Origin of the sequence: Mycobacterium gordonae, from assembly GCF_002101675.1 — a bacterium.
Classification (GTDB): Bacteria; Actinomycetota; Actinomycetes; order Mycobacteriales; family Mycobacteriaceae; genus Mycobacterium; species Mycobacterium gordonae.
The window spans coordinates 1-24,189 of record NZ_LQOY01000119.1 but is presented as its reverse complement, the minus strand read 5'-3'; the positions used below and the strand labels follow the sequence as shown (position 1 = coordinate 24,189).

The 24,189-nt window shown below is 66.8% G+C and carries 22 protein-coding genes and 1 pseudogene; 10 read left to right on the top strand and 13 right to left on the bottom strand.

Going from position 1 to position 24,189, the window contains the following annotated elements:
- Window positions 1-16: 16 nt before the first annotated feature.
- Window positions 17-784: a 2-keto-4-pentenoate hydratase gene (locus AWC08_RS18930; RefSeq protein WP_069434881.1), complete on the bottom strand. Its 768-nt coding sequence runs from the start codon at window positions 782-784 to the stop codon at window positions 17-19.
- A gap of 101 nt (window positions 785-885) precedes the next feature.
- Here AWC08_RS18930 and AWC08_RS18925 point away from each other — a divergent pair, with 101 nt between their 5' ends.
- Genes AWC08_RS18925 through AWC08_RS18915 form a run of 3 tightly spaced genes read left to right on the top strand, consistent with a single transcriptional unit; the run spans window position 886 to window position 4,302 of the window.
- Complete coding sequence (locus AWC08_RS18925; protein WP_069434882.1) at window positions 886-2,451, top strand: bifunctional 3-(3-hydroxy-phenyl)propionate/3-hydroxycinnamic acid hydroxylase; 1,566 nt, start codon at window positions 886-888, stop codon at window positions 2,449-2,451.
- Window positions 2,448-3,323, top strand: a complete 876-nt coding sequence (locus tag AWC08_RS18920) for an alpha/beta fold hydrolase (protein WP_069434883.1) — start codon at window positions 2,448-2,450, stop codon at window positions 3,321-3,323. Before AWC08_RS18925 ends, AWC08_RS18920 begins: the two co-directional genes overlap by 4 nt.
- The gene (locus AWC08_RS18915) at window positions 3,316-4,302 is read left to right on the top strand and encodes a VOC family protein (RefSeq protein WP_069434884.1); all 987 of its coding nucleotides are present in this window, start codon (window positions 3,316-3,318) and stop codon (window positions 4,300-4,302) included. Before AWC08_RS18920 ends, AWC08_RS18915 begins: the two co-directional genes overlap by 8 nt.
- Here AWC08_RS18915 and AWC08_RS18910 read toward each other — a convergent pair.
- The 3 genes from AWC08_RS18910 to AWC08_RS18900 form a co-directional block, all read right to left on the bottom strand.
- Window positions 4,299-6,536 (bottom strand): NADP-dependent isocitrate dehydrogenase, encoded by a 2,238-nt coding sequence (locus tag AWC08_RS18910; RefSeq protein WP_069434885.1) that lies wholly within the window; start codon window positions 6,534-6,536, stop codon window positions 4,299-4,301. The two genes, AWC08_RS18915 and AWC08_RS18910, sit on opposite strands and share 4 nt — an antisense overlap.
- 185 nt (window positions 6,537-6,721) lie before the next feature.
- The gene (locus AWC08_RS18905; RefSeq protein WP_069434891.1) at window positions 6,722-7,750 is read right to left on the bottom strand and encodes an NAD(P)H-dependent flavin oxidoreductase; all 1,029 of its coding nucleotides are present in this window, start codon (window positions 7,748-7,750) and stop codon (window positions 6,722-6,724) included.
- Window positions 7,747-8,310 carry a TetR/AcrR family transcriptional regulator gene (locus tag AWC08_RS18900; protein WP_069434886.1) on the bottom strand — a complete coding sequence of 188 codons (564 nt, stop codon included), beginning with the start codon at window positions 8,308-8,310 and terminating at the stop codon, window positions 7,747-7,749. Before AWC08_RS18900 ends, AWC08_RS18905 begins: the two co-directional genes overlap by 4 nt.
- A gap of 180 nt (window positions 8,311-8,490) precedes the next feature.
- Here AWC08_RS18900 and AWC08_RS18895 point away from each other — a divergent pair, with 180 nt between their 5' ends.
- Window positions 8,491-9,390: an SDR family NAD(P)-dependent oxidoreductase gene (locus AWC08_RS18895; RefSeq protein ID WP_069434887.1), complete on the top strand. Its 900-nt coding sequence runs from the start codon at window positions 8,491-8,493 to the stop codon at window positions 9,388-9,390.
- A 28-nt stretch (window positions 9,391-9,418) separates the two neighbouring features.
- On the top strand, window positions 9,419-10,339 hold the full coding sequence (locus AWC08_RS18890) for an alpha/beta fold hydrolase (protein WP_069434892.1): 921 nt from the start codon (window positions 9,419-9,421) through the stop codon (window positions 10,337-10,339).
- Here the strand turns inward: AWC08_RS18890 and AWC08_RS18885 are convergent.
- The 6 genes from AWC08_RS18885 to AWC08_RS18860 all read right to left on the bottom strand — a co-directional run bounded on the left by AWC08_RS18885 (window position 10,321) and on the right by AWC08_RS18860 (window position 16,874).
- Window positions 10,321-11,934, bottom strand: a complete 1,614-nt coding sequence (locus AWC08_RS18885) for an FAD-binding protein (RefSeq protein ID WP_069434888.1) — start codon at window positions 11,932-11,934, stop codon at window positions 10,321-10,323. The genes AWC08_RS18890 and AWC08_RS18885 overlap by 19 nt on opposite strands.
- Window positions 11,935-12,030: 96 nt before the next feature.
- Window positions 12,031-12,768 (bottom strand): PP2C family protein-serine/threonine phosphatase, encoded by a 738-nt coding sequence (locus tag AWC08_RS18880; protein WP_159460008.1) that lies wholly within the window; start codon window positions 12,766-12,768, stop codon window positions 12,031-12,033.
- Between the two features lie 11 nt (window positions 12,769-12,779).
- On the bottom strand, window positions 12,780-14,138 hold the full coding sequence (locus tag AWC08_RS18875; protein ID WP_069434890.1) for an aromatic ring-hydroxylating oxygenase subunit alpha: 1,359 nt from the start codon (window positions 14,136-14,138) through the stop codon (window positions 12,780-12,782).
- 9 nt (window positions 14,139-14,147) lie between these two features.
- Window positions 14,148-15,908 carry an N-acyl-D-amino-acid deacylase family protein gene (locus AWC08_RS18870; RefSeq protein ID WP_085088086.1) on the bottom strand — a complete coding sequence of 587 codons (1,761 nt, stop codon included), beginning with the start codon at window positions 15,906-15,908 and terminating at the stop codon, window positions 14,148-14,150.
- 111 nt (window positions 15,909-16,019) lie between these two features.
- On the bottom strand, window positions 16,020-16,448 hold the full coding sequence (locus AWC08_RS18865; protein ID WP_069434526.1) for an ATP-binding protein: 429 nt from the start codon (window positions 16,446-16,448) through the stop codon (window positions 16,020-16,022).
- Window positions 16,449-16,496: 48 nt separating this feature from the next.
- Window positions 16,497-16,874 (bottom strand): STAS domain-containing protein, encoded by a 378-nt coding sequence (locus tag AWC08_RS18860; protein ID WP_065132805.1) that lies wholly within the window; start codon window positions 16,872-16,874, stop codon window positions 16,497-16,499.
- Between the two features lie 266 nt (window positions 16,875-17,140).
- On the opposite strand from AWC08_RS18860, the gene AWC08_RS18855 reads away from it, so the two are divergent.
- The 4 genes from AWC08_RS18855 (at window position 17,141) to AWC08_RS18840 (ending at window position 20,916) form a co-directional block, all read left to right on the top strand.
- Window positions 17,141-18,190 (top strand): ABC transporter permease, encoded by a 1,050-nt coding sequence (locus AWC08_RS18855; RefSeq protein WP_069434525.1) that lies wholly within the window; start codon window positions 17,141-17,143, stop codon window positions 18,188-18,190.
- A gap of 3 nt (window positions 18,191-18,193) precedes the next feature.
- A complete protein-coding gene (locus AWC08_RS18850) occupies window positions 18,194-19,186 on the top strand; it encodes an ABC transporter ATP-binding protein (RefSeq protein ID WP_065132798.1) in 993 nt (330 codons plus the stop codon).
- Window positions 19,187-19,279: 93 nt separating this feature from the next.
- Window positions 19,280-20,365: a catalase family peroxidase gene (locus AWC08_RS18845; RefSeq protein WP_232008019.1), complete on the top strand. Its 1,086-nt coding sequence runs from the start codon at window positions 19,280-19,282 to the stop codon at window positions 20,363-20,365.
- Window positions 20,362-20,916 carry a cytochrome b gene (locus AWC08_RS18840; RefSeq protein WP_069434524.1) on the top strand — a complete coding sequence of 185 codons (555 nt, stop codon included), beginning with the start codon at window positions 20,362-20,364 and terminating at the stop codon, window positions 20,914-20,916. The genes AWC08_RS18845 and AWC08_RS18840 overlap by 4 nt, the downstream gene beginning before the upstream one ends.
- A 5-nt stretch (window positions 20,917-20,921) precedes the next feature.
- On the opposite strand, the gene AWC08_RS18835 is transcribed toward AWC08_RS18840, so the two are convergent.
- The gene (locus AWC08_RS18835; protein WP_065132800.1) at window positions 20,922-21,863 is read right to left on the bottom strand and encodes a CE1 family esterase; all 942 of its coding nucleotides are present in this window, start codon (window positions 21,861-21,863) and stop codon (window positions 20,922-20,924) included.
- A 76-nt stretch (window positions 21,864-21,939) separates the two neighbouring features.
- On the opposite strand from AWC08_RS18835, the gene AWC08_RS18830 reads away from it, so the two are divergent.
- Complete coding sequence (locus AWC08_RS18830; protein ID WP_083271275.1) at window positions 21,940-22,392, top strand: MarR family winged helix-turn-helix transcriptional regulator; 453 nt, start codon at window positions 21,940-21,942, stop codon at window positions 22,390-22,392.
- Here AWC08_RS18830 and AWC08_RS18825 read toward each other — a convergent pair.
- Both AWC08_RS18825 and AWC08_RS36620 read right to left on the bottom strand, forming a co-directional pair.
- Window positions 22,280-23,665: an acyltransferase family protein gene (locus AWC08_RS18825; protein WP_083271274.1), complete on the bottom strand. Its 1,386-nt coding sequence runs from the start codon at window positions 23,663-23,665 to the stop codon at window positions 22,280-22,282. The genes AWC08_RS18830 and AWC08_RS18825 overlap by 113 nt on opposite strands.
- Before the next feature lie 66 nt (window positions 23,666-23,731).
- Window positions 23,732-24,189, bottom strand: a pseudogene (locus tag AWC08_RS36620) (hypothetical protein); the annotation flags it as partial.

The following is a 24,189-nucleotide window of genomic DNA, read 5'->3' as shown; positions in this document are numbered from 1 at the left end:
GCCATAACAGTTTCCTCTATTCGAAGGCGAGGGACACGGTGCCGAGTGTGTCGATGGTGGCGGCGGCGACGTCACCCCGCGTCACGAATGCGGCTGTGGTGAACGATCCGGACATGACGAATTGGCCGGCGACCAGTTCGGTGCCGTATTCGGCCAGCGTGTTGGCCAGCCAGGCGACGGCGGCTGCGGGGTCGCCCATCACCGCATCGCCGGTGCCGCGGTCGATCTCGGTGCCGTTGAGGACCAGCGATGCGGCGAGCTGCGGTAGGCGCACGTCGCCGGTAAAGGGCACCCACTCGCCGATAGCCACCGCGCCCGAACTCGCATTGTCCGCCACGGTGTCGACCAGGGTGAGTCGCCAGTCCGCGATGCGGCTGTCGACGATCTCGAGCGCCACGGCCACGGATTGTGTTGCGGCGTAGACATCCGCGGCGGTCACGCCTGGGCCGCGTAGCGAATCCCCCAGCAGAAAGGCGATCTCGGGCTCCACTCGCGGACTGCAGAATCGCGAGATGTCGACGCTTTCGCCGGCTATCACCATGTCGTCGAGGATGAACCCGAAATCCGGTTCGCTGACGCCGAGCAGTGCCTGCATGGGCTTCGAGGTCAGGCCGATCTTGCGGCCCACCAGCAACGCGCCGGCGCCGATGCGTCGCCGCAGATTGAGCTGCTGAATCGCATAGGCATCCGCGAGGTTGAGTCCGGGAGCGCATTCGGTCGGTGGGCGGATCGGGGCGCGATCGCGTGCGGCGATCCAGAGCGCTTCGGCGGTATCGGTGAGCACGAGATCTCCTAAGGTCTTGACTCTGTAGCGATCATTACATTACCGTAGGGATCACTACGGTACAAGTGTCGACGACGACACCCAGAGAATGAGAGTCAGCAGTGAGCGATTCGGGATCATCAGCCTGTTCCGCCCCGGCCTACGACGTGGCGATCGTCGGTTACGGGCCCGTCGGTGCCACGGCCGCCAACCTGTTGGGTCGGCAAGGATTGAAAGTTGTTGTCGTCGAGCGTGATCCGGACGTCTACAACCGGGCGCGGGCCATCTCCACCGATGAGGAGGTGATGCGGATATGGCAGTCGGTGGGCCTTGCCGACCGGCTTCAGCAGGACATGCTGCCCGACCGCCCGGTCGCTTTCGTGGACGCCGACGGAGCCCCGTTCTACGAGACGATCATCGCCGGGCACGGTTGCGGGCATCCGCCGCAGCAGTTCATCTATCAGCCGGCGGTCGACCATGTCCTACGCGAGGGAGTGGCCCGTTTCGACAACGTCGAGCTGATGCTCGAGCACGAGTGCCTGCGGGTCGTGAACAAAGGCGACCACGTTGAGTTGATGCTGGCCGATCTCCGCTCCGACCTGTTCAAACGGGTCCGAGCCCGTTACGTGATCGCCGCTGACGGCGGCTCGTCACCGACGCGCGGGCAACTGGGTGTCGGGTATTCGGGCAAGACGTATACCGAGCGGTGGGTGGTCATCGACACCGAGGTGATCAAAGAATGGGACGCCCACGACCGGCTCAGGTTCCACTGCAATCCCGCTCGCCCCACCGTCGACTGCCCGACACCGCTGGGACACCACCGCTGGGAGTACCCGGCCCGTTCCGGGGAGTCGGACGAAAATCTGGTCAGCGATGAGGCCGTCTGGAAGGTGCTCAATGAACAGGGCATCACCGACGAGCACGTCAAAATTCTGCGCGCGGTGATCTACAGCCACCATGTCCGCACCGCCGACCGGTGGCGGGTGGGCCGGGTGTTCCTAGCCGGTGATGCCGCACATGCCATGCCGCCGTGGATCGGACAGGGCATGGCCGCGGGAGTCCGCGACGTCGCCAACCTGTGCTGGAAGCTGGCTGCGGTGCTACGCGGGCAGGCACCCGAAGCACTGCTCAATTCCTATGAGACAGAACGCAAACCGCATGTGATCGAGGTGACCAGGCGGGCCGTGCTGATGGGCCGCGTCATCACCGAGCACAACAAGATGCTGGCGGCCGTCCGTAACCACTTACTCCGGGCGATCACCAAAGTGCCGGCGATAACCCGGCAGGGCCAAAAGCTGTACTGGGTCCCCGAGGCTCACTACCCTGACGGATTCTTCGCCTCCGGCGGTCACAAAGCGCAGGGGCGGCAGATCATTCAGCCCTGGGTTGCCGACGACTCCGGCGCCGAGACGCGCCTCGACGACCTTCTGCAAGGCCGCTGGACCTTACTGCATACCGGTGCCCTACCGGCCGGCGCGCAGGCGTGGATAGGGCGCGGCGTCATTGACCGCCCGGTCCGCGACGCCACCCTGACCGCCTGGCTCGGCCAGCACAAGGCTGCCGCGGCAATTGTGCGCCCAGACGGATTCATCTATGCCGCAGCGGATTCCGGGCAGGCGTTGCCGCCACCACCGCAGGGCCTGTACTGCGCCGACACTTCAGTCCTGGTGAACGGAGTTCCGGCATGACCAGCACCGAATTGGCCGAACGGACGGTCGTCGTCAACGGCCAACCGATCTTCTACGCCGCGACCGGCAGCGGACGCCCCGTTGTGCTGCTGCACGGTGGCGGGCCCGGCGCCTCGGGTTTGTCGAATTACTCCCGCAACATCGACGCACTGGCACAGCGGTTCCGGGTGATCGTTCCCGACATGCCCGGTTACGGGCGCTCCACCAAGACGCTGGACCAGTCCGATCCGTTCGGCCACCTCGCCGCGGCGATCCGCGGCCTGCTCGACGAACTAGGCCTTCCGACCGCGCATCTGATCGGCAACTCCTATGGCGGTGCCGCGGCACTGCGCCTGGCCCTGGACAGCCCAAACCGGGTGGACAAGCTGGTCCTGATGGGACCCGGGGGGATCGGTACCACCCGGGCGCTGCCCACTGCCGGGCTCACCAGTCTGCTGTCCTATTACGGCGGCGAGGGCCCGAGCCGGCAGAAGCTTGCGACGTTCATCCGCACCTACCTTGTGTACGAGGGCGATTCGGTGCCGGACGAGCTGATCGACCTGCGCTACGAGGCGTCGATCGAACCCGAGGTGGTCGCCAATCCACCGTTGCGCCGCCCTTCGGGACCGCAAGCGTTGCGCACGCTCTGGCGCATGGACCTCACCCGCGATGCGCGGTTGAAGCGTCTGCAGACACCGACTTTGGTGCTGTGGGGACGTGACGACAAGGTCAATCGACCCGCGGGAGGTCCGATGTTGCTCAACATGATGCCCAACGCCGAACTGGTGATGACCTCTCATACCGGCCACTGGTTGCAGTGGGAACGCGCGGAGTTGTTCAACCAGTTGGTCAGCGAGTTCCTGCAACCGGATTCGAGGTTGGCTCATGCGTGATGTGTTCGGCCAGGTGCATCTGGGCTACCTCGTCATCGAGACCAACCAGTTCGCGCAGTGGCGCAGATTCGGTCGCGATGCCCTCGGCATGCACCTCGACGACGCCCTGCCCGACGTTCAACGATTCCGGCTCGATGACCATGAATGCCGCTTCTTGCTGCGGCGCGGGCCCGCCGAAGACGTCACCGCGCTGGGCTGGGAAGTGGACGACCACAACGTGTTTGACGAAATCCTGGCCCGCGTCACCGGTCACGGTGTCCCCGTGGCCGATGGCACCGGGGAGGAGTGCGCATTGCGTGGTGTCGAGCGCTTGGTGCGTTTCCCCGGGCCCAACGGCCTGACCCAGGAGATCTTCACCCGGGCGAAGATCAGCACCGTCCCGCTTCACATCCGCGGCGGATTCGTCACGGGTGCTGCGGGATTGGGTCACGTCGCTCTCACCAGCAAGAAGCCGGAGCAGGTGCGCGGCTACTACCAGACGGTGTTCGACGCCCGGCTGAGTGACTTCATCGACGAAACCATCAGCGGGCTGAAGTTCAAGATCCGCTTTCTGCGGGTCAACGAGCGTCATCATTCGGTGGCGATCGCGGCCGTCAACCGGTTGCCGATCAACCCGATTCGCACCCGCGTGCAGCACTGCAACATTCAGGTCGCCGACCTTGACGACATGACTACGGCCTATCAGCGGGTCAAAGAACTCGGCTTCGAGATGGCGCTCGGCGTCGGCCAGCACACCAATGACCGGGAACTGTCCTTCTATGCGGTGACGCCCTCCGGCTTCGAATGGGAGGTCGGCTGGAACCCGATCGTCGTCGACGAAACCACGTGGGAGCCGACGACTTACCAGGGCATCAGCATCTGGGGTCACACGCCCGAAGGGCAGACGATCCTGGACAAACTCGCTCAGTTCAAAGTCGGCGCGCAGTCGTTGTGGCACCGGGAAGGCACGGTGCCCGCCCTGGCAGGAGCCACAAACTAGTCCCGCGCGGCTGCCAGCGCGTCGTTGAGCGTCTTGCTCGGCCGCATCACCGCTGTGGTTTTGTCCGGGTCCGGGTAGTAATAGCCACCGATGTCGGCCTCCTCGCCCTGTACCGCGTTCAATTCGCTGACGATGGCGTCTTCGTTCTTGGCCAATGCGTCGGCGAGCGCGGCGAAGTGCTTCTTCAGCTCGTTGTCGTCGTCCTGCGCGGCGAGCTCTTGGGCCCAGTACAGGGCGAGGTAGAACTGGCTGCCCCGGTTGTCGAGCTCGCCGGTCTTGCGGGACGGGCTCTTGTCGTTCTCCAGCAGCGTGCCGATCGCGGCATCCAGCGTCTTGCCCAGGATCTTGGCGCGCTCGTTGCCGGTCTTGATGCCGATGTCCTCGAAACACGCGCCCAGCGCCAGGAATTCGCCGAGGGAGTCCCAGCGCAGGTGGTTCTCCTCCACCAGCTGGTGGACGTGTTTGGGCGCCGAACCGCCGGCCCCGGTTTCGTACATGCCGCCGCCGGCCATCAACGGGACGATGGACAGCATCTTGGCGCTGGTGCCCAACTCCAGGATCGGGAACAGGTCGGTGAGGTAGTCACGCAGGATGTTGCCGGTGGCGGCGATGGTGTCGAGGCCGCGAACCAGTCGCTCCAGGGTGTACCGCATGGAACGCACCTGAGACATGATCTGGATGTCGAGTCCCTCGGTGTCGTGTTCTTGCAGGTACGTCTTGACCTTCTTGATCAGTTCGTTCTCGTGCGGCCGGTACGGGTCGAGCCAGAACAGCACCGGCATCCCGGAGTTGCGCGCCCGGTTGACGGCCAGTTTGACCCAGTCGCGAATCGGTTCGTCGCGAACGATCGGCATCCGCCAGATGTCACCTTCTTCGACGTTCTGGCTCAGCAGCACCTCGCCGGTGTCGATGTCGACGATGTTGGCGACGCCCTCCTCGGGAATCTCGAACGTCTTGTCGTGCGAGCCGTATTCCTCGGCCTGCTGTGCCATCAGTCCGACGTTGGGGACGGTGCCCATGGTCCTCGGGTCGAACTGGCCGTTGGTCTTACAGAAGTTGATGATCTCCTGATAGATCCGGGAGAAGGTGGACTCCGGGTTGACGGCCTTGGTGTCCTTCGGCCGCCCGTCGGCGCCCCACATCTTGCCGCCGGCACGGATCATCGCCGGCATGGAGGCATCGACGATCACGTCGCTGGGCGAGTGAAAGTTCGAGATGCCCTTGGCCGAGTCGACCATCGCCAGTTCGGGCCGGTGCTCGTGGCAGGCATGCAGGTCGCGGATGATCTCGTCGTGCTGTGACGCCGGAAGCGACTCGATCTTGTTGTACAGATCGACCAACCCGTTGTTGACGTTGACGCCCAGCTCGTCGAACAACTCCTGGTGCTTCTCGAAGGCGTCCTTGTAGAAGATGCGTACCGCGTGCCCGAACACGATCGGATGGCTGACCTTCATCATGGTCGCCTTGACATGCAACGAGAACATCACGCCGGTCTTGCGTGCGTCCTCCATCTGCTCTTCGTAGAAGTCGAGCAGTGCCTGCCTGCTCATGAACATGCTGTCGATGACATCGCCTTCGAGCAGCTCGACCTTCGGCTTGAGCTCGAGCGTCTCCCCGCTCTTGGTCTCCAGCACCATCTTCACGTTGCGCGCCCGGTCCAGCGTCATCGACTTCTCGCCGTGGTAGAAGTCGCCGTGCTTCATGGTCGCCACGTGGGTGCGCGACGCCATCGACCACTCGCCCATGCTGTGCGGGTGCTTGCGCGCGTACTCCTTGACCGCCTTCGGGGCGCGACGGTCGGAATTGCCCTCGCGTAGCACCGGGTTCACCGCGCTGCCAAGGCAATTGGCGTAGCGCTTGCGGATTTCCTTTTCCTCGTCGGTCTTGGGATTCTCCGGGAAGTCCGGGATGTTGTAGCCCTTGCCCTGCAATTCCTTGATGGCCGACACCAGCTGCGGCACCGACGCGCTGATGTTGGGCAGCTTGATGATGTTGGTGTCCGGGTCCTGAGTCAGCTTGCCCAGCTCGCCCAGGTTGTCCGGGACGCGCTGATCCTCGCTGAGCCGGTCGGGGAACTGTGCCAGGATGCGGGCCGCCACCGAGATGTCACTGGTCTTGATGGTGATGCCCGCCGGTTCGGCGAAGGCCCGGACGATCGGCAGAAATGCGTAGGTCGCCAGCAGTGGCGCCTCGTCGGTCAGCGTGTAGATGATGGTCGGCTGCTCGGCGCTCATGCGTGTTCTCCCGGCGTCAGTTGAGGTGTTGACGGGCCTAGCGTTGTCGCGGCTCCTAGTATCGCGGCGCGCTCTATCGGGCATACCCGCAGGGTCGGTTTTGCCTCAGCGCAGCGGGTCAAACCTGATGGGTAGGTGACGCCTCGCGCGTCCAACTCGTCCAGGAGGCGGCACGGCACACCTGATCACAGCTTGCCGGCGAGGCGCCCCAGGATGTCGGCGGTGGGTTCGTCGGTCGCGTGCCGGTAGCCGGTGCCCGCCCACAGGTGGACGAAGTCCGGTTGACCGGCAGCGGCCGCGGCCTTGCGCAGCGGGCTGGTGAGGTGGTGGATGGCGGGATAGCCCCACGGCGCGTCGGCTTCGTGCGCGTCGATGAAGGCGTTGCGCAGGCCGCGGGCCGGCCGGCCGGTGAACGCGCGGGTGAGCACGGTTTCGGTGCGGGCCGGGTCGACCAGGGCCGCCTGGTGGGTGGGCGATGCACCGCTTTCGGTCGCGCGCAGCAGGACGGTGCCGACGACGGCCGCCGCGGCGCCGGCGTGGATGACCTCGGCCACCGCCTGCGGGGTGGCCAGGCCGCCACCAGCGATAACCGGAAGCTCGACCGCCCGGGTGATCTCCGCGACGAGGGTGGTGATCGGGGTCGGGACCAGCGGCTCGGTCGGGGTGAGGGTGCCGGAATGCCCGCCCGCGGTGTGGGCCTGGACCGCCAAGGCGTCGACGCCGGCGTCTCGAGCGGCAATGGCCTCAGTCCGGTTGGTGACGGTCTGCACGACGATGGTGTCCGCCTCCTGCAGCGCCTTGATCACCCGCGGCGACGGGATGCCGAACGTGAAACTCACCAACGGGACCGGATCGTCGAGGAGCAACTGGATCTTGTCGTCGAAACTATCGTCGTCTTCGATCGGTTCGGTCGGCAGCGTCAGGCCGAACCGCACGGCGTCGCGTTGGATCTCATCGGCATACCAGCGATAAAGCTCGGCGTCGACCGGCAGTGGGTTGGGTGCAAAGACGTTGACGCCGAACGGGATCGATTCGGCGCGCACCTGCCTGAGTTGTTCCTCGACGGCGTGCACCGTCTTGTAGCCGGCCGCGACCATGCCCAGACTGCCGGCGCGGCCCGCGGCGATCACCATCGCGGCAGTGGTGGGGCCGCCGGCCATCGGCGCGGCCAGCACCGGCAGGGCGATTCCGACTTGCGACAGCACGGTGATCAGCTCCGGCGCAGACCGTCCAGGGCGACATCGGTCACCCGCTCGGCGAGGTCGGCGTTGTATCCCTGCATCGCCTGACATCCGACCAGCAGTGTTTTCACTTCGGGCACACCGACATCCGGCCGGGCGGTACCGGCATGCTGGGCGGCGTGCAGCAGCTCGGCCAGCATGGTCAGGAATTCCTCCTCGGCCTGGGGGACTGCCTTGTTGACGTCGATCCCGATGCCGGCCAGAGCTTCGACCAGGCCCCGGTCGGCGGCGCCCCACTGCAGCACCATCGATCGCAGGAATGTGAACAACGCCTGGCCGGAGTCCTCGGACTTCAGCAGGGCGCGTCCCTCGTCGATCATCTGCCGCATGCGATCGGCGATCACCGCCTGGAACAGCGCGTCTTTGGTCGGAAAGTGGCGATAGACGGTGCCCGCACCCACGCCGGCGCGGCGCGCGATCTCGTCGATCGGGACCGACAAACCCTCGGCCGCGAACGTCTGGTAGGCGACGTCCAGTACGCGCGCTCGATTGCGGGCGGCGTCGGCCCGTACCGGCCGCTCGGCGGTCGCCACTTCAGACCTCCCTGATATCGAGTGTTGACAAAGCGGGGCGTGCGTTCCGTATAGTCGTACCAAACGGAGCGCTCGCCCCGTTTACCGAGTACCTTACGCGATGATCCTGCGCAGAGGGTGGCGCCAACCCGCACTTTGTCGCCCTCACCGCAGAGTCAACGGCTACAAGAGGAGTTCCCCGTGACTAAATGGACCGCCAACGACATCCCCGACCAGACCGGCCGCACCGCCGTGGTCACCGGCGCCAACACCGGCCTCGGCCTCGAAACGGCCGCCGCCCTCGCCGCCCACGGGGCACGCGTGGTGCTGGCCGTGCGCAACCTGGACAAGGGCAAGCAGGCCGTCGACCGCATCACCACCGCAACGCCGGGTGCTCAGGTCCAGCTGCAGGAACTGGACCTCGGCTCGTTGGCGTCCGTACGGGACGCCGCCGCGCAACTGCGGTCCGATCACGACCGCATCGATCTGCTGATCAACAACGCCGGCGTCATGTACCCGCCCAAGTCGACCACTGCCGACGGTTTCGAGATGCAGTTCGGCACAAACCATCTGGGCCACTTCGCATTGACCGGGCTGCTGCTGGACCGGCTGCTGCCCGTCCCTGGTTCGCGCGTGATCACGGTCAGCAGCGTGGGGCACCGCATCCGTGCCGCGATCCATTTCGACGACCTGCAGTGGAAGCGCAGCTACAGCCGGGTCGGCGCGTACGGGCAGTCCAAGCTCGCCAATCTGCTGTTCACCTACGAACTGCAGCGCCGCCTGGCCCCGCACGGCACGACCATCGCGGCGGCGGCGCATCCGGGCGTTTCAGACACTGAGTTGATGCGGCACATGCCGACACTGATCGGCCGGGTGGGCAAACCTTTCTTCCAGCCCGCCGAACTCGGCGCGCTGCCCACCTTGCGGGCCGCCACCGACCGGGCGGTGCAGGGCGGTCAGTACTACGGCCCGGACGGGTTCCAGGAAGTCCGCGGCTACCCGAAAGTCGTTGCCTCCAGCAAACAGTCGCACGACGAGGAGCTGCAGCGCCGGCTCTGGGCGGTGTCGGAGGAGCTGACCGGGGTCAGCTACCCGGTGTAGACCCGACGCGGTGCGCTTCAATGGGCCGATGCGCGCGTTGAGCACGTTCCTCCTGTTGGTCTCCCTCGCGACGGCGGGCTGCACCGGACCGCACGGCAGCAGCCCCGCCGCGGGCGCAGGAGGTGACTTCGCCGGGCCGGTGGAGATCGGCAGCGGACGGCACCTCTACCTGCAATGCCGCGGACGGGGCAGTCCGACCGTCATTCTGGAGTCCGGCTACCACAACTCGGCGGACCCGTGGAGTGCATCCGACGCCGCGACGCCGGCCGTGGGACCTGCCGTGTTGCCGGCGCTGTCCGGCGCGCACCGGGTCTGCGCCTACGACCGGCCCGGAACACTTCGCAATTCCGACCCGCCCACCCTTTCCGGCCGCAGTTCCCCGGTACCGATGCCGCGCACGGCCAGTGACGTGGTGAGCGACCTGCACAAGTTGCTCGACGCCGCACACCTGCCCGGGCCCTACGTGCTCGTCGGCCACTCGCTGGGCGGGTTGTTCATTCGGCTGTACGCGCAGACCTACCCCGAGCAAGTGCGGGGACTGGTCTTCGTCGACGCCTTCGCCGCCGAGATTCCGGAGTTGTTGGGATCCGACTGGCCGGCCTATCGGCGGGCGCTGGACGGGCCACTGCCGCAGTTTGCGGATTCACCGTCATTCGAGATCGTGGACATCGACCGCAGCGTCGCGCAGGTTGCCGCCGCGCCACCGGTGCCGGCTGTTCCGGCCGCGGTGCTGACCAGGACGGAACCCTTCATCATTCCGCCCGACCTGCCCGCCGAGAAGGGCGAGAAGCTGGAGCAGGCCTGGCGCGATGCGACCACCGATCTGGTCGCCCTGCGTCCCCAGACGCCGAGGATCTCCGCCACCGGCAGTGACCATTTCGTCCAGTTGCACCAACCGGATTTGGTCACTGCCACCGTCGATTTGGTGATTCAGAGGTCGGCGGGTTGAGCCGCGGCGGCATGCTTGCCGGCGCGCCTACCCGCGTACACGCAGTCGGCGAGCGAGAGCCCGCTGACATAAGAGTTGGAGCAGATTCCCGTCGCGGTGCGTCCCGCGCTGTACAGCCCCGGGATGGCCGTTCCGCTGCCGTCGAGCACCGCTCCGGTGCCTTCGTCGACCCGGATGCCGCCGAGAGTCAGCATGGGCGTCGGGTTGAGTAGGTTCGGCCGGATCGAGATGTTGAGCAGTGTGAAAGGCGGTTGATCGATCCGGCGGACGAAGTCCGCCGGCTTGCCGACGGGGTCCGCGATACCGGTGTCGATGGCGTTGTTGTGCGCCTCGACGGTGGCGACCAGGCCATCGGGATCGATGCCGGCGCGTTGGGCGGCCTCGCGCAGCGACGCGCCTTTGACTGAGTCGAGGAAAATCAGCGCTGCGGACTGGGCGCGCTGAAACCACAACGGCTGCTTCAGCATTTGCCGTCGCGCCTCCTTCAGCAGCGCGGCGTCGGCCAGCAGCCAGCCCTTGCCGTGGTGGTGCCGCACCATCTGATAGCCCACCGCCGCACCGTAGCGGCTCTCGTCGATGACGCGTTGGCCCTGCTCGTCGACGATGATCGCGCTGATGAAAGCGCTTGGGGGAGTGATGAATCGCCACGCCGACACGTTGTCCATCCGTTCGGTGACGGCGCCGGCGCTCTGCGCCATCGCGATACCGCTGCCGTCGTCCCCGCTGGTGCCGAGCTGAAGTCCGCCTAAGTACTGGGGCGCAAAGCGTTTGACCCATTCGGTGTTGGCCATGTAGCCGCCGGCACAAATGATCACCCCGCGCCGCGCCTGGATCCGCACCGGCCGGGCGTAGCGGCGTTCCAGCGCTCGCAGGCGACGCTCCACCAGGGCGCGCAGCGGCGGGTAGTAGATGCCGGGCTTGGTCGACAGCCCGGCCAGCCTCGAATACCGCTGCTGAATGCGGGCCGGGGCGTGACGCATCGTCGTCGCCTCCACCCCGACCACCCGGCCGCCGGAGTCCTGGATCAGCTTGTTGACCGTCGTGTGCGGCGAGAACCGGGCCCCGAGGGCCAGAGCCGATTTCGCCAAGGGGCCGTACATCTTCTTGCCGGAAGTGCCTTTGCCTTTCACTCGGTGTCCGCGTTGCACGGGTGGCGTCACGGCGCGGAACGCACCGGCGTTCTCACTGCCCGAGTGGTACAGGTAGTAATGGTTGTTCGGGTAGGACGTCTTGTAGGGACACACCGTGGAATCGAACGGCACCCCGTAATCGCTGAGCCAGCGGATCATTTCGGGGCTGCCCGCCACGAATGACTCCAGGGTCTGCGGGCTGACGGCGTCACCGACCTCGAGGCGCAGATACGTCAGCATCTGCTCGTAGCTGTCGCTCACACCGGCCTTCTTCTGTACCCAGGTACCGCCGCCGGCGTAGATGATTCCGCCGGACACGGCGGTCGACCCGCCCCCATTGGCGCGATCGAGCGCAAGCACATCGGCCCCGTTTTCACGCGCTGCGATGGCCGCGCAGGTCCCCGCTGCGCCGAAGCCAACCACCACCACGTCGGCTGATTCGTCGAAAATCGTCAATTGATCCATGCCCGACCCCGATCCGGCTCACTTTGCGGTGCGTTGCAAAGTATCAGTCCCGCGGCGATCTGTGGGCGGCACTCGACGGTGTTGACGGAAGTCTCGTCACTGCGGCGGAATCGCCACCACCACCGCCGTGACGTTGTCCGGCCCGCCGGCCTGCAGCGCGGCGTCGATCAGCGCCCGGCAGGCGTCGTCAGGTTCGGGATGCGACTCCAGGATCTGCGCCAGAGTCGGGTCGTCGACCACTCCGTGCAACCCGTCGCTGGACAGCAAGATGCGGTCGCCGGGAAGCAGGTCCACCGCCGCGGAATCGGGCAGCGCTCGCGGAAACATCGCCACATGCCGGGTCAGAATCGCCCGTGCGGGGTGACGCTCGGCCTGCTCGATCGAGACCTCACCGGCGTCGATCAGGTCCTGAATGACGCTGTGGTCATGCGTGAGTTGTTGCAGCTGTTGGTCGCGGAACAGGTAGGCCCTGCTGTCGCCGAGATGGCCGACCAACGCCCGTGTTCCCACCACGAGGACTGCCACGACCGTGGTGTTGGCGCCGGCGGCACGGTCGTCGGTGGCCGCGAAAGCGCGGAAGTCGTCGCAGTACTCGACGAGGGCGCGTCCCAGCAGTTCGGCGGCGTCCTCGCCGCCGAGGTCATCAGGCTTGAGATGGCGGCTCACATACGTCGGCAGCAACTCGACCACCAAGCCGGCCGCCAATGCGCCGTCGGTGCTGCACGCCACACCGTCGGCCACGATGAACAGCGACTGCTCCGGATAGGCTCCCCAGCTGTCCTGGTTGCTGGCGCGGATCCGGCCGATGTCGGACAAACCGGCGAACGTCGGCACTCGGGCCGCCGTCATAGCTGACGGCCGGTGTCGCCGCCGGTCATCCGCTCGGAGTCGGGCAGATCGAGGTAGCGCTCGAGATTGCGGTGCATGTTGATCACACGCCGCTCTTCGCTGGACAGCACCAGGTGAGTGAAGCCGGGTTGATGCAGGCCGCGCTGCAGGCCCGGAAGCACCCGAATGTCCTGAGTGAGCACGATGCCGGGTTCTGCATCCCCGGCCGGCACCCGCACATCGGTCGGCTTGTTGTGTCCGGCCCCGGGCGCCATGCGCGTCATCAGAAACATGGTCAGCTCGCCGTGATCGGGATCGGGTCCGGGCCGCGACGTCATGATGGTCAGGTGGTCGGCGTTGGCCAGGAACGTCATGTTCGGAAAGACGTTGTACTGGTGTAGCCGGGTGACCCGGTCGGTGTCGGCCCAGTCCAGGTCGACGCCCCGGCCGGCGGCGAAGGAGCGGGTGTGCGCCGCGATGAGGTCGGCGACCGTCTGTCCCGGCTGCCGGTCCGCGGCGGGGAACGGTGTGCCCGCCGACGCGCCCATCAGCGCTCCCTGGGTGTAAACGTATGCGTCCCATACTTCTTCGTCGCTGAGCTCACCGTCGAAACGTGGACTCGGCACACCATACGGTTGATCCGACTTACCGGCGTGCCGCCAGATCTGTTGTGGCGAATGGACGTCGTCTACGCAGCGCAGAAGTTCCGGATGCAGTGTCTGGATGTGGTAAGTCTCGCTGTAACCATCGGCGATCGTCTTCCAGTTCGCCTCGACCTCCACGGTAAGTGTTGCATAGCAACGGAAATCGCCGATGCGGCACCAGGCGATGTCCCGGGGAATCTCGTCCAGGTATTCGGCGAGCGGCATCGCGTCGAGGTCGAGGTTGACGAAGACCATGCCCTCGAAGGTGTCGACCCGGGCTGCCACCAGCGGGAAATCGGACATGCGCAGCGCGCCGAAACCTTTGCGATCGGGCACTCGCTTGAGCGCGCCGGCCAGATCCCAGGTCCAGCCGTGGTAGCCGCATTTGAGTTCGCGTAGACCCGAACCCGAGCCCACGCACAGTGAGTTACCGCGATGACGGCAGGCGTTCTGGAACGCGCGCAGCGACCCGTCCTCGCCCCGGACGATGAGCACTCCGTATGGCCCGCAACGGTATTCGAAGTAGTCACCGGGCTCGGCCACATGGTCGACCATGCAGGCGACCTGCCACACTCTGGGCCACATTCGCTGCACCTCGAGCGCCGCAAACTCCGGAGAGTAGTAGCGCTCGGCCGGCACCAGAGTGGGCGAGGGCGGTGGGGTGCCGATCGCGTCCTCGTCGCGGCTGCGAACGGGGGCCTTCGCGCCGGCGTGGACGAGGCGTGTCTTCACGTGGGCAGCTTAACGCGCCCCGCGTACCAGGCGGCCGGGACGGGCGCCGGTGTCGACGTCCTTGCGGCGGGTCACGGTGCCGCTGACGATGGTTGCCGCATAACCGCTGGCGCTCTGCAGAATTCGCCGCCCACCGGCCGGCAGGTCATAAGCCATCGCCGCGGGGTGCAGGGTCAGAGCGTCGAGATCGATGACGTTGATGTCGGCCTTCTTGCCCGGCTCGATGGTGCCGCGGTCGCTGAGGCCGAACAGGTGGGCGGTGTCGCGGGACTGTTTGCGGATCACATACTCCAGCGACAGCTTCTCACCGCGGCTGCGGTCCCGGGCCCAGTGCGTCAGCAGGAAGGTCGGATAGGAGGCATCGCAGATCATTCCGCAGTGGGCGCCCCCGTCGGACAATCCCAGCACCCCGGCGGGGTGCAGCATCATCTCGCGGATCGCGTCGTGATTGCCGTCGGCGTAGTTGAACAACGGCAACATCAGCATGGCCGTCGCGTCGCCTTCGAGCATCAGGTCGTAGAGGGTGGACAGCGGTTCCTCGCCGCGCGCCGCCGCGATGGCGGCGACAGTGCGGTCGGGGGTCGGCTCGTAGTCCGGCGGATTGCCGAGCGCATACAGCCGTCCCAACGAGTGCTGCACCATCGCGAACATGCCGTCGAACAACACGGTCGGGTCCAGCGGCAGGTCGTCCTCGGAGAGGATTGCGGCCTTCACCGCGGGATCGGCCAGGCGCTGGGCAAGCTCTTCGCGGCTGCACTGCGCCTTCAGGCGCCGGTAAGTCGGTCGGTGCGTGAAGCCGTGGTGGCCCTGGAAGCCGATCATCATGCCGAACGGGCGCGCGGCGATCTGGGGGTGTAAGCGGCTGCCTTCGGCGTGCGCGGCCGCGGACACGTCGAGCTGCTCGCGCCACAGCTTCGGGTCGGCGTCGACCTGGATCAGGGCAAAGGACACCGGCCGGTCGATCTCGCGACTCAACCGGCGCATCCAGTCCAGTTCTTTCTTGGGGCCGACGATGTCCTCGCCTGCCGCCCCCTGCGGCGCCAGCTCGAAGACCGCCTGGCCGCCGGCGGCCATCGCCCTGCCCAGCCCGAACAGCTCCTCTTCGGCGGCGAAGGTGCCGGGCACGGGTTCGCCGTCCATCGCCACGTGCGCCAGGGTGCGAGATGTCGAGAACCCGAGCGCACCGGCCTCCACGGCCTCTCGGACCAGCCTGCCCATCGCCTCGATGTCCTCGGCAGTGGCCGGCTCGTTGCGCGCACCCCGCTCGCCCATCGCGTAGGCGCGGATCGCGCCATGGGCGACCTGGCTGCCCACGTCGATCGCGAACTGTTGCTTGCCGATGGCGTCGAGGTACTCGGGATAGGTCTCCCAACCCCAGGTGATGCCCTCGGTGAGCGCGGTGCCGGGGATGTCTTCGACACCCTCCATCAGCTTGATCAGCCAGTCCTCGGTGCCCGGCCGGACGGGGGCGAAGCCGACCCCGCAGTTGCCGGTCACCACCGTCGTCACACCGTGCCCGCTCGACGGCTCCAGCAGGCTGTCCCAGCTGACCTGGCCGTCGTAGTGCGTGTGGATGTCCACGAACCCCGGGGCGACGACGTGCCCCGTCGCATCGATGGTCTCGGCCGCCTCACCGGCTAGCGCCGGGCCGTCGCCGTCGCGGCGCATGACCTCGACGATCTTGCCGTCCTTGATGCCGATGTCGGCGCGATACCGCTGCGCACCGGTGCCGTCCACGACGGTGCCACCGGTGATCTTCAGGTCGAACATGATTGCCTCCGAGGCAAAGAACTGGCCATTACGCTACGATGCGTAGCGTATGTAGTGACGGTATGCGTCGCATCCGCCTCAGTCAATGAATCCGGAGGAAGTCTCGCTGCGTCAGTGAGCGGGCGCGGTGAGCCGTTTCCACTTCAGCGTCACCTGCGTGCCCTGCGGAGTGCCGTCGATGTCGGCTTCGTCGGCAAGGACGCGCATCAAGGGAATGCCGCGGCCTCTGGTCAAGTCCCTCGTGCCGGCGCGCTGCCGCCACCGGCCCCGATCCCTGACCGTGACGGCGAGGGTGTCCGAGCTGGCGTCATAGGCCGCGTTGACGTCCATCGTTCCCGGGGGGGTGTCGGTGTAGGCGAACTCCGCCGCGTTGGCCAGTGCTTCGCTGACGGCCAACACCAGATCACTGAATCGCTCGGCGCCCAGGGTGAAGTGCCGGTCGAGCCAATTGCGGAACTCGACGCGGATCCGGTGTGCGCTGAGCGCGTCGGCGGCCACCCGCATGCGGACAAAGCGGGACCGGTCGTCGAGAGGCGTCATGAGCGGGCCTACAGTCAGCGGGTCCAGCCCTCCCGGCAAGAGACAGGCTCAGGCACCGGCGATCCAGCTAAGCGCGTTATCCAGGGTGCGGTGCAACGACAGCAGGCTGTCGATGCCCATCAGTTTCATCGGACGGCTGGTGGCCGCACCGTCGGCCACGACGGCGAAGCGGGTGGGCGCCGACACCTCGGCCTGCCCGTTCACCAGAACACTCAGCCCAGCCGATGCCAGAAACTCCACCTTGGTGAGGTCGACGACCAGTGCCGCGGGCTTGGGAGCCAACGCCGTCTGTATCGCCTCAGCCAGCTGCGGAGCGCTGAGCATGTCCACTTCGCCCGAGACAGCAAGCACGACGGCCCCGTCTGTCTCGTACTGCTCGACTTCGAATGGGGCTCGATTCGCTGTATCGCCGGGTTGATCGACCATGCTGTATCTCAAATCCATCCTTGCGGGAAAACGCTCGTTTTCAGACAACCACGCAAAACCGGGGCTGTTGCTTCAACCCGCCGAACACCACCAATCCTGCGCCGGCAAAAGCAGCGCTACGGCAGTTAACCGCGACCAATTCTAGGTCACGCGGCATAAACGCCCGAATCGCGGCGTCCGGCGGCCCGCTCGGAAGGGCCTCCTGCCTGATAACGCGGCCTGGACAAAAGCCGTCCGGGGGTTGTGCACGTTGGTAGCGTCTGGGGATGCTCTTTGCTGCCCTGCGTGACATGCAATGGCGGAAGCGGCGCCTCGTTATCGCCATTGTCAGCACCGGACTGATCTTCGGGATGACGCTCGTGATGAGCGGGCTCGCGAATGGCTTCACCGTCGAGGCCCGCAATACCGTCGATTCGCTGGGCGTCGACGCTTTCGTGGTGAAGGACGGCTCGGCCGGACCTTTTCTGGGGTCGACCCCGTTTCCCGACGTCGACCTGGCCCGGGTGAGAAGCGAGACCGGCGTTTCCGCGGCGGCGCCGCTGGGGTGCGTCGGAACGATCATGAAAGAGGGCGCGTCGACGCGGAACGTCACCGCATTCGGGGCGCCCGAGCACGGACCCGGGATGCCGCAGGTTTCGGAAGGCCGTGCGCCGTCCCGGCCCGACGAGGTCGCCGCATCGAGCACGCTGGGCCGCCACCTCGGCGACACCATCCAGGTCGGTGCTCACACCCTCAAGATCGTCGGCATCGTGCCCAACTCGACGGCGCTGGCCAAGATCCCCAACATCTTCCTGACCACCGAGGGCCTACAGCAGGTCGCCTACAACGGGCAACCCATGGTCACCTCGATCGGCATCGACGGCACCCCGCGTGCCCTGCCGGCCGGCTACCGCACTTTCGACCGCGACGGCGCCGTCAAGGACCTGATCCGGCCGCTGAAGGTGGCGGTCAACTCGATCACGATCGTGGCGATCCTGCTGTGGATCGTGGCGGTGCTCATCGTCGGATCGGTCGTGTACCTGTCCGCGCTGGAGCGGGTACGCGACTTCGCGGTGTTCAAGGCGATCGGCACGCCGACTCGTTCGATCCTGGCGGGTCTGGCGCTGCAGGCGCTGATCGTCTCGCTGCTGGCCGCGGTGGTAGGGGTTATCCTTTCCAAGCTGTTGGCGCCGTTGTTCCCGATGGTCGTCGCGGTGCCGTCACTCGCCTACGTGCTACTACCGGTAGTTGCCATCGTCATCGGCCTGTTGGCCAGCCTTGCCGGGCTGCGGCGCGTGGTGGCCATTGATCCCGCTCTCGCGTTCGGAGGTCCCTAAGCAGTGGGCGATCTCAGCATTCAGAACCTGGTCGTCGAGTACTACAGCGGCGGCTACGCCCTGCGACCGATCAACGGGCTGAACCTCGATGTGGCGTCCGGCTCCCTGGTGATCCTGCTCGGGCCGAGCGGGTGCGGGAAGACCACCCTGCTGTCCTGCCTGGGCGGCATTCTGCGCCCCAAGTCCGGCGCCATCAAGTTCGACGACCTCGACATCACGACCCTCGACGGCGCCGCGTTGGCCAAGTACCGGCGGGACAAAGTGGGCATCGTCTTCCAGGCATTCAACCTGGTGCCCAGCCTCACCGCGCTGGAGAACGTGATGGTGCCGATGCGTGCGGCCGGCATGTCGCGGGCCGCATCGCGCAAGCGGGCCGTGGAATTGCTCGAGCGCGTCAACCTCGGTGAGCGCATGAAGCACCGCCCGGGTGACCTGTCCGGCGGTCAGCAGCAACGCGTCGCGGTCGCCCGCGCGATCGCACTGGATCCGCCCTTGATCCTGGCCGACGAGCCCACCGCCCACCTCGACTTCATCCAGGTCGAGGAGGTGTTGCGGCTGATCCGGGAGCTCGCCGACGGCGACCGGGTAGTGGTGGTGGCCACCCACGACAGCCGGATGCTGCCGCTGGCCGACCGCGTCGTCGAGCTGACACCCGATTTCGCCGAGACCGATCGGGAGCCGGAGACGGTTGAGTTGAAGGCCGGCGAGGTGCTCTTCGAGCAGAGCACGATGGGTGAGCTGATCTACGTGGTGAGCGAGGGCGAGATCGAGATCGTGCACGAAATGGCGGACGGCGGCGAGGAACTATTCAAGGTGGTCGGGCCCGGGGACTACTTCGGCGAGATCGGGGTGCTGTTCCACCTGCCACGCTCGGCGACCGCGCGCGCTCGCACCGCCGCCACCGTGGTCGGCTACACGGCACCGGCATTCCGGGAGCGGCTGGGCGCCGGCGGACTGCGCGACCTGATCGAACACCGGGCGCTCGGCAGCGACTGATCGACCCGTTGAACCTATCGCCGCACCGCTTCGTGGTGCGCTGGGAGCAGAAGCCTTGAGACTGTGTCGGGACAGTGCGGAGAGGACGGCGGAATGGGACCGGGCGAGGACGAGGATGCTCCGGAGCGCGCCGCGCTGACGCGGCGAGGGGCCTTGCTGGGGATGAGCGCGGTCGCCGGCTTTGCCGCCGTGGACGTCGCCGGTTTCGGTTACACCGGCGGCTGGCTGCGCCCCGGCGCTCTGACCCCCGGCCGGTTCACCGACCGCTTCGAGGACATTTACGGGCGCCACGACGGTTTCCGCCGCAACCACGCCAAAGGGCTCAGCGCCACAGGAACTTTCGAGAGCAACGGGTCGGGCACGGCCATTTGCCGGGCCTCGGTGTTCCGGCGCGGCACGGTGCCGGTCGTCGGGCGGTTCTCGCTGGGCGGCGGGCTGCCCGATCAGGCCGACAAACCCGACACGGTGCGCGGTTTGGGCCTGTTGTTGCAGACGTCGGACGGTCAGCAGTGGCGCACCGCCATGATCAACCTGCCGGTGTTCACCGACAGCACACCGCAGGGTTTCTACGAGCGGCTGTTGGCGTCCAAACCGCAGCCCGACACCGGCAAGCCGGACCCGCAGCGGATGGCGACATTCCTGGAGCGCCATCCCGAGACCGCAGCGGCGATGAAGATCATCAGACAGGCACCGCCCAGCGCGGGCTTCGCGGGCAGTACCTTCAACGGCCTCAACGCTTTTCGATTCACCAACGCGGCGGGCGCGACCGTTGCGGTGCGCTGGTCGCTGACTCCGATCGACGATGGCGACCAGCCGCCCGTGCCACCGCCGTCCGGCAATGACTACCTCTTCGACGAACTCATTCACACCGTGGCGCAGCGGCCGGTGCGCTGGCGCCTGGTCCTCACCATCGCAGAGCCCGGGGACCCCACCGACGACGCCACCAAACCCTGGCCCTCGACTCGCCGCACCATCGACGCGGGCACCGTGATCATCTCCGCGGTGCAGACCGAAGCGCCAGGCAACGCCCGGGACATCAACTTCGACCCGACGGTGCTGCCGGACGGAATGGACCTGTCGGACGATCCGATCCCCAGGGCCCGGGCGGGTGTGTACGCGCGGTCCTTCACCCGTCGTGCCGGAGAACCGAAGTCGCCCAGCGAGGTTCGCGTGTCATGAGCGAGAAACTAGTTGACTCACCGCGGTTCGCCGTTCCGTCGCGGATTCTGCACTGGCTGATGGCCCCCATGGTCATCGCTCAGCTGCTCATCGGGGTCACCATGGTCGCCTCACTGAGCCTTTACCCGCTGCTGCTGGCGATTCACCGCCCGCTGGGTGTGTTGATCCTGATCGTCGCGGTGATCCGCCTGATCAACCGGTGGACCCACACCCTGCCGCCGTTCTTGGCCACCATGGGCCCAGCCGAACGCCGTATCGCCTCATATTCGGAATATCTGCTGTACGGCTTGCTGTTCGTTCAGCCGCTGACGGGGTGGGCGATGCTATCGGCCGCGCGCAATCCGATCGTCTCCCTGGGGCCGTTTCACCTGCCCGGCATCGCTCCGCACAACATCGACATCTACGCGGTGCTGCGCCAGGCGCACGGAATTTTCGCCCTGCTGCTGTTCCTGGCCTTCACCGCGCATGTCAGCGCGGTTCTCTTTCACACCTTCGTACTGCGAGACCGCATCATCGACCGAATGGCGGTGTGGCCCACCAAACGTCGCTGACTGCTTCAGCGGTGGTGCTGACTGAAGAACTGCCAGATGGTGTCGGTGGCGTCCAGCGCCGTGGACGGTTGCGGAAGGCCCAGCCGCTCCAAGACGGGACCGCGGACTCCACCGGGCCATTGGTGGCCGGCGTCGGCCACCGAGATCAACTCAACGGTGCGGCCCTGCGGGCACACGGCCGTCTCGGTGGTTACCGCGCCGGCGGTGGTCGAGGTTGGCGCTGCGCAGCTGTCGATGGCGCGCCACGCGGCCGTCACAGTCGGCACCGGTAAGCCGTCGACCCGCGGAGTCCCGTTGATTTTCAAGGCCTTTCCGGGACCACCGTTATAGGGAACACTCGCGTCGGCGGTGCCGTGGATCTGCAGCACCGAGGTGGGGCGAGCCCGTGAACAATCGGTGACCAGGGTGCCCGCCACCGGCGCGATCGCGGCGAACAGATCCGTCTCACACGCCATCCTCAGTGCCATCATGGCGCCGTTCGACATTCCGGTGACGTACACCCGGGCCGCATCGACGGGCGTCTGCCCTTTGATGGCGTCCACGACCGCGCCGATGAATCCGACGTCGTCGAGGTTTGTTTCGGACGGATTGCCGCAGCACGAGCCGGCGTTCCAGGCCCGGCCCTGGCCATCCGGGTAAGCGACCAGGAAATGCCCCTTGTCGGCCTCGGTGTCCCAGCGGTACGAGCTCTCGGCCTGGGCGCCGCTGCCGAATCCGCCGTGCAGCATCACCACCAGAGGTGCGGCATCCGACAACCCCTGCGGCCTATACACGTGGAACGTCCGAGTGGTGCCGGCCCACTCGATGCTCTGCGAGGACTTACCGACTGGGATGGTCGGGTGTTCCGGTGACCCGACGGCGTGGCCGCCGCCGAAACAACCTCCCAGCAGCACGGCCAGTGCCGCGATGAGGACAACGATGCAGGCCCGGGCGTAGCGAGATGCCATCCGCCCATGGTGACAGCCGCACCCGAGAATGACAAGTAACTTGTCAAAAATTAATCTGATGGCAGACTCTGCAGTCATGCGAGGTCACGCAGACGCTCAGTGGGAACCCACGGTGCCCGCCCTGGTGCAACGGTTGGCGGCCGCCGGGCGTCCGCGGCTGCAGAGTGCGTTCGCCGCGGCCGGGCTGGACGGGATTCGCCCGGCGCAAGCGGTGGCCCTGGTGCCGCTGGCCACCGGTGGTTTGCACGCCTCCGACCTGGCCGACCGGTTGGGGGTGAGCCGCCAGGCGGTCGCTCAAGCCATTACGGTTCTGGAGCGGCACGGTTACGTCACCCGGGAATCGAACCCCGGCGACGCCCGCACCAGAATCATCGAACTCACCCCGCGTGGCCGCCAGACGCTGCGCGTAATGCGTTCTACCGCACTCGAATTGGAGGGGCACTGGGAGCATGTGCTCGGGCAGCGCCGACTGAGCGAACTGCGTACGACGCTGCAGATGCTGCTGGCCGCTCCGGACTCCGACGGCTGAGCAGCCGCGCGGCCAGCAGCGCCGCCAGCATCACCGTGACGCACACCAGCCCGTCGTCCTTCAGTCCCCACTTCACCGCGGCGAGCAGTGCCGCCCCGGCCACACACAACAGCGCACCGACCGCGTGGCCGCGCCGGACCGACGTGACACCAAGAGCGCCGTCCCAGCCGGGCAACGGCCTGTTTTCCAGCGGGCGCAGCGCCACGAACAGCACCGCCACCACGCCGATCATGATGAACAGCTGCTCGAACGTCACCGTGAGAAAGTCCGGTTGACCCGGGAAGCGTGGGTGCCCGAAGGTGTCGAAGAGCACGTGCACCGCCAACAATGCGGGCATGTGCCACAAGTAGAGCGTCATCGCCCCGGAGTTGCCGATCACCGTGAACCACCACACCCGTGGCCGACGCGCCCACCGGTTGATCGCCGGCGCTGCCGCGATCGCCAACGCGCTCAACACGATTGCGTGCCCGGCGAGCAACAGCGACGGCGGGCTCATGTTGGGCAGGCGCATACCCTCGATGCCGACCAGGCTCAGTTCGTACGGCCCCCAGTTAAGCAGGGCCACGTTCACCAGGAGTAGCAACGCTGCGGCGACCAGCGCCGCGCGGCCGGTGACCAGCCGGCGCCGGTAGGCGACACCGAACATCGCGGGGATCAGCCAGGCCGCGAGATTGAGGTAGCCGAGCGGTGCCGCCGCAACCCAGTGCAACCGGACCGCGTCAATCAGCGCGACCATCGCGTAGGTGCCGGTGACCCCGGCTACCAGACGGGCCGGTGTGGTGATCCGGGACAAGACCGGCATCGCGGCCAACACCAGCACGTAGACGCCGAGGAACCACAACAACTGAATGCTGATGCCGGCGACAGGTTCGTAAACATGTTGCGGCAGAAAGGGATAAAGAACGGCCAGGGTGACCGCCCAAAATGCGAAGTAGTAGAACACCGGCCGGAACAGCCGGGTACAGCGCGTCATCAACCAGGTTCCCCAGTCGCTACTTGGCTGCCAGGACGCCACGCACGCCGCGGCGCCGGCGAAGAAGAACAGCGGCATGATCTGGAAGATCCACGTCAGCGCCTGAAACACCACCGAGGTGGTGAGCAGGTTGTCCCAGATCAGCACGCCGCCGCGGATGATGCTGATGGCCATCACGGTGTGGCCGATAACGACGCCGACGAGGGCGGTGATGCGGATGACGTCGATAGCGCGATCACGGTCAGAAGGGGTGCGCGCGCCCAATTCAGTGGGGCTGAGAAAGCCCATCAAAGTGGTCATCCAAGCAGCTTTGCCGTTCGGCGCGGGGCCCTGCCTGCGTAGTTCTACCCGTCTCGGGCGGTAGGTCTACGGGCCGAGGCCCTCGGCCCCCTGCAGTCCGGGCCGGCCGAAGTATTGGCCGCCACTGCCGCCCGCCCCGCCGTGTGCGGGATCGAAACCGGCGCCACCAGCGCCGCCGTCGCCGCCGTCGCCGACGAATTGCGCGCTGCCGCCGCTGCCGCCGGCTCCCCCCGATCCGTTGGCGAGAGATGCTTGCCCGCCCTGACCGCCCTGGCCACCGTTGCCGAATTGCCCGCCGTCACCACCGTCACCCCCGACGCCGCCGCGCAGGGCCGTGCTGGATCCGTACCCGTCGCCGCCGGCCCCGCCACTGCCGAAGTACTGGCCGCCGTTCCCCCCGTTGCCGCCGTCGCCTCCGCCCGCGGGGCCGAAGGCGCCCGCGCCACCGGCGCCACCGTTGCCGAACCACCCGGCATTGCCGCCTTGGCCGCCCCAGCCGCCGGTCATGTTCGCCCCGCCCAGCC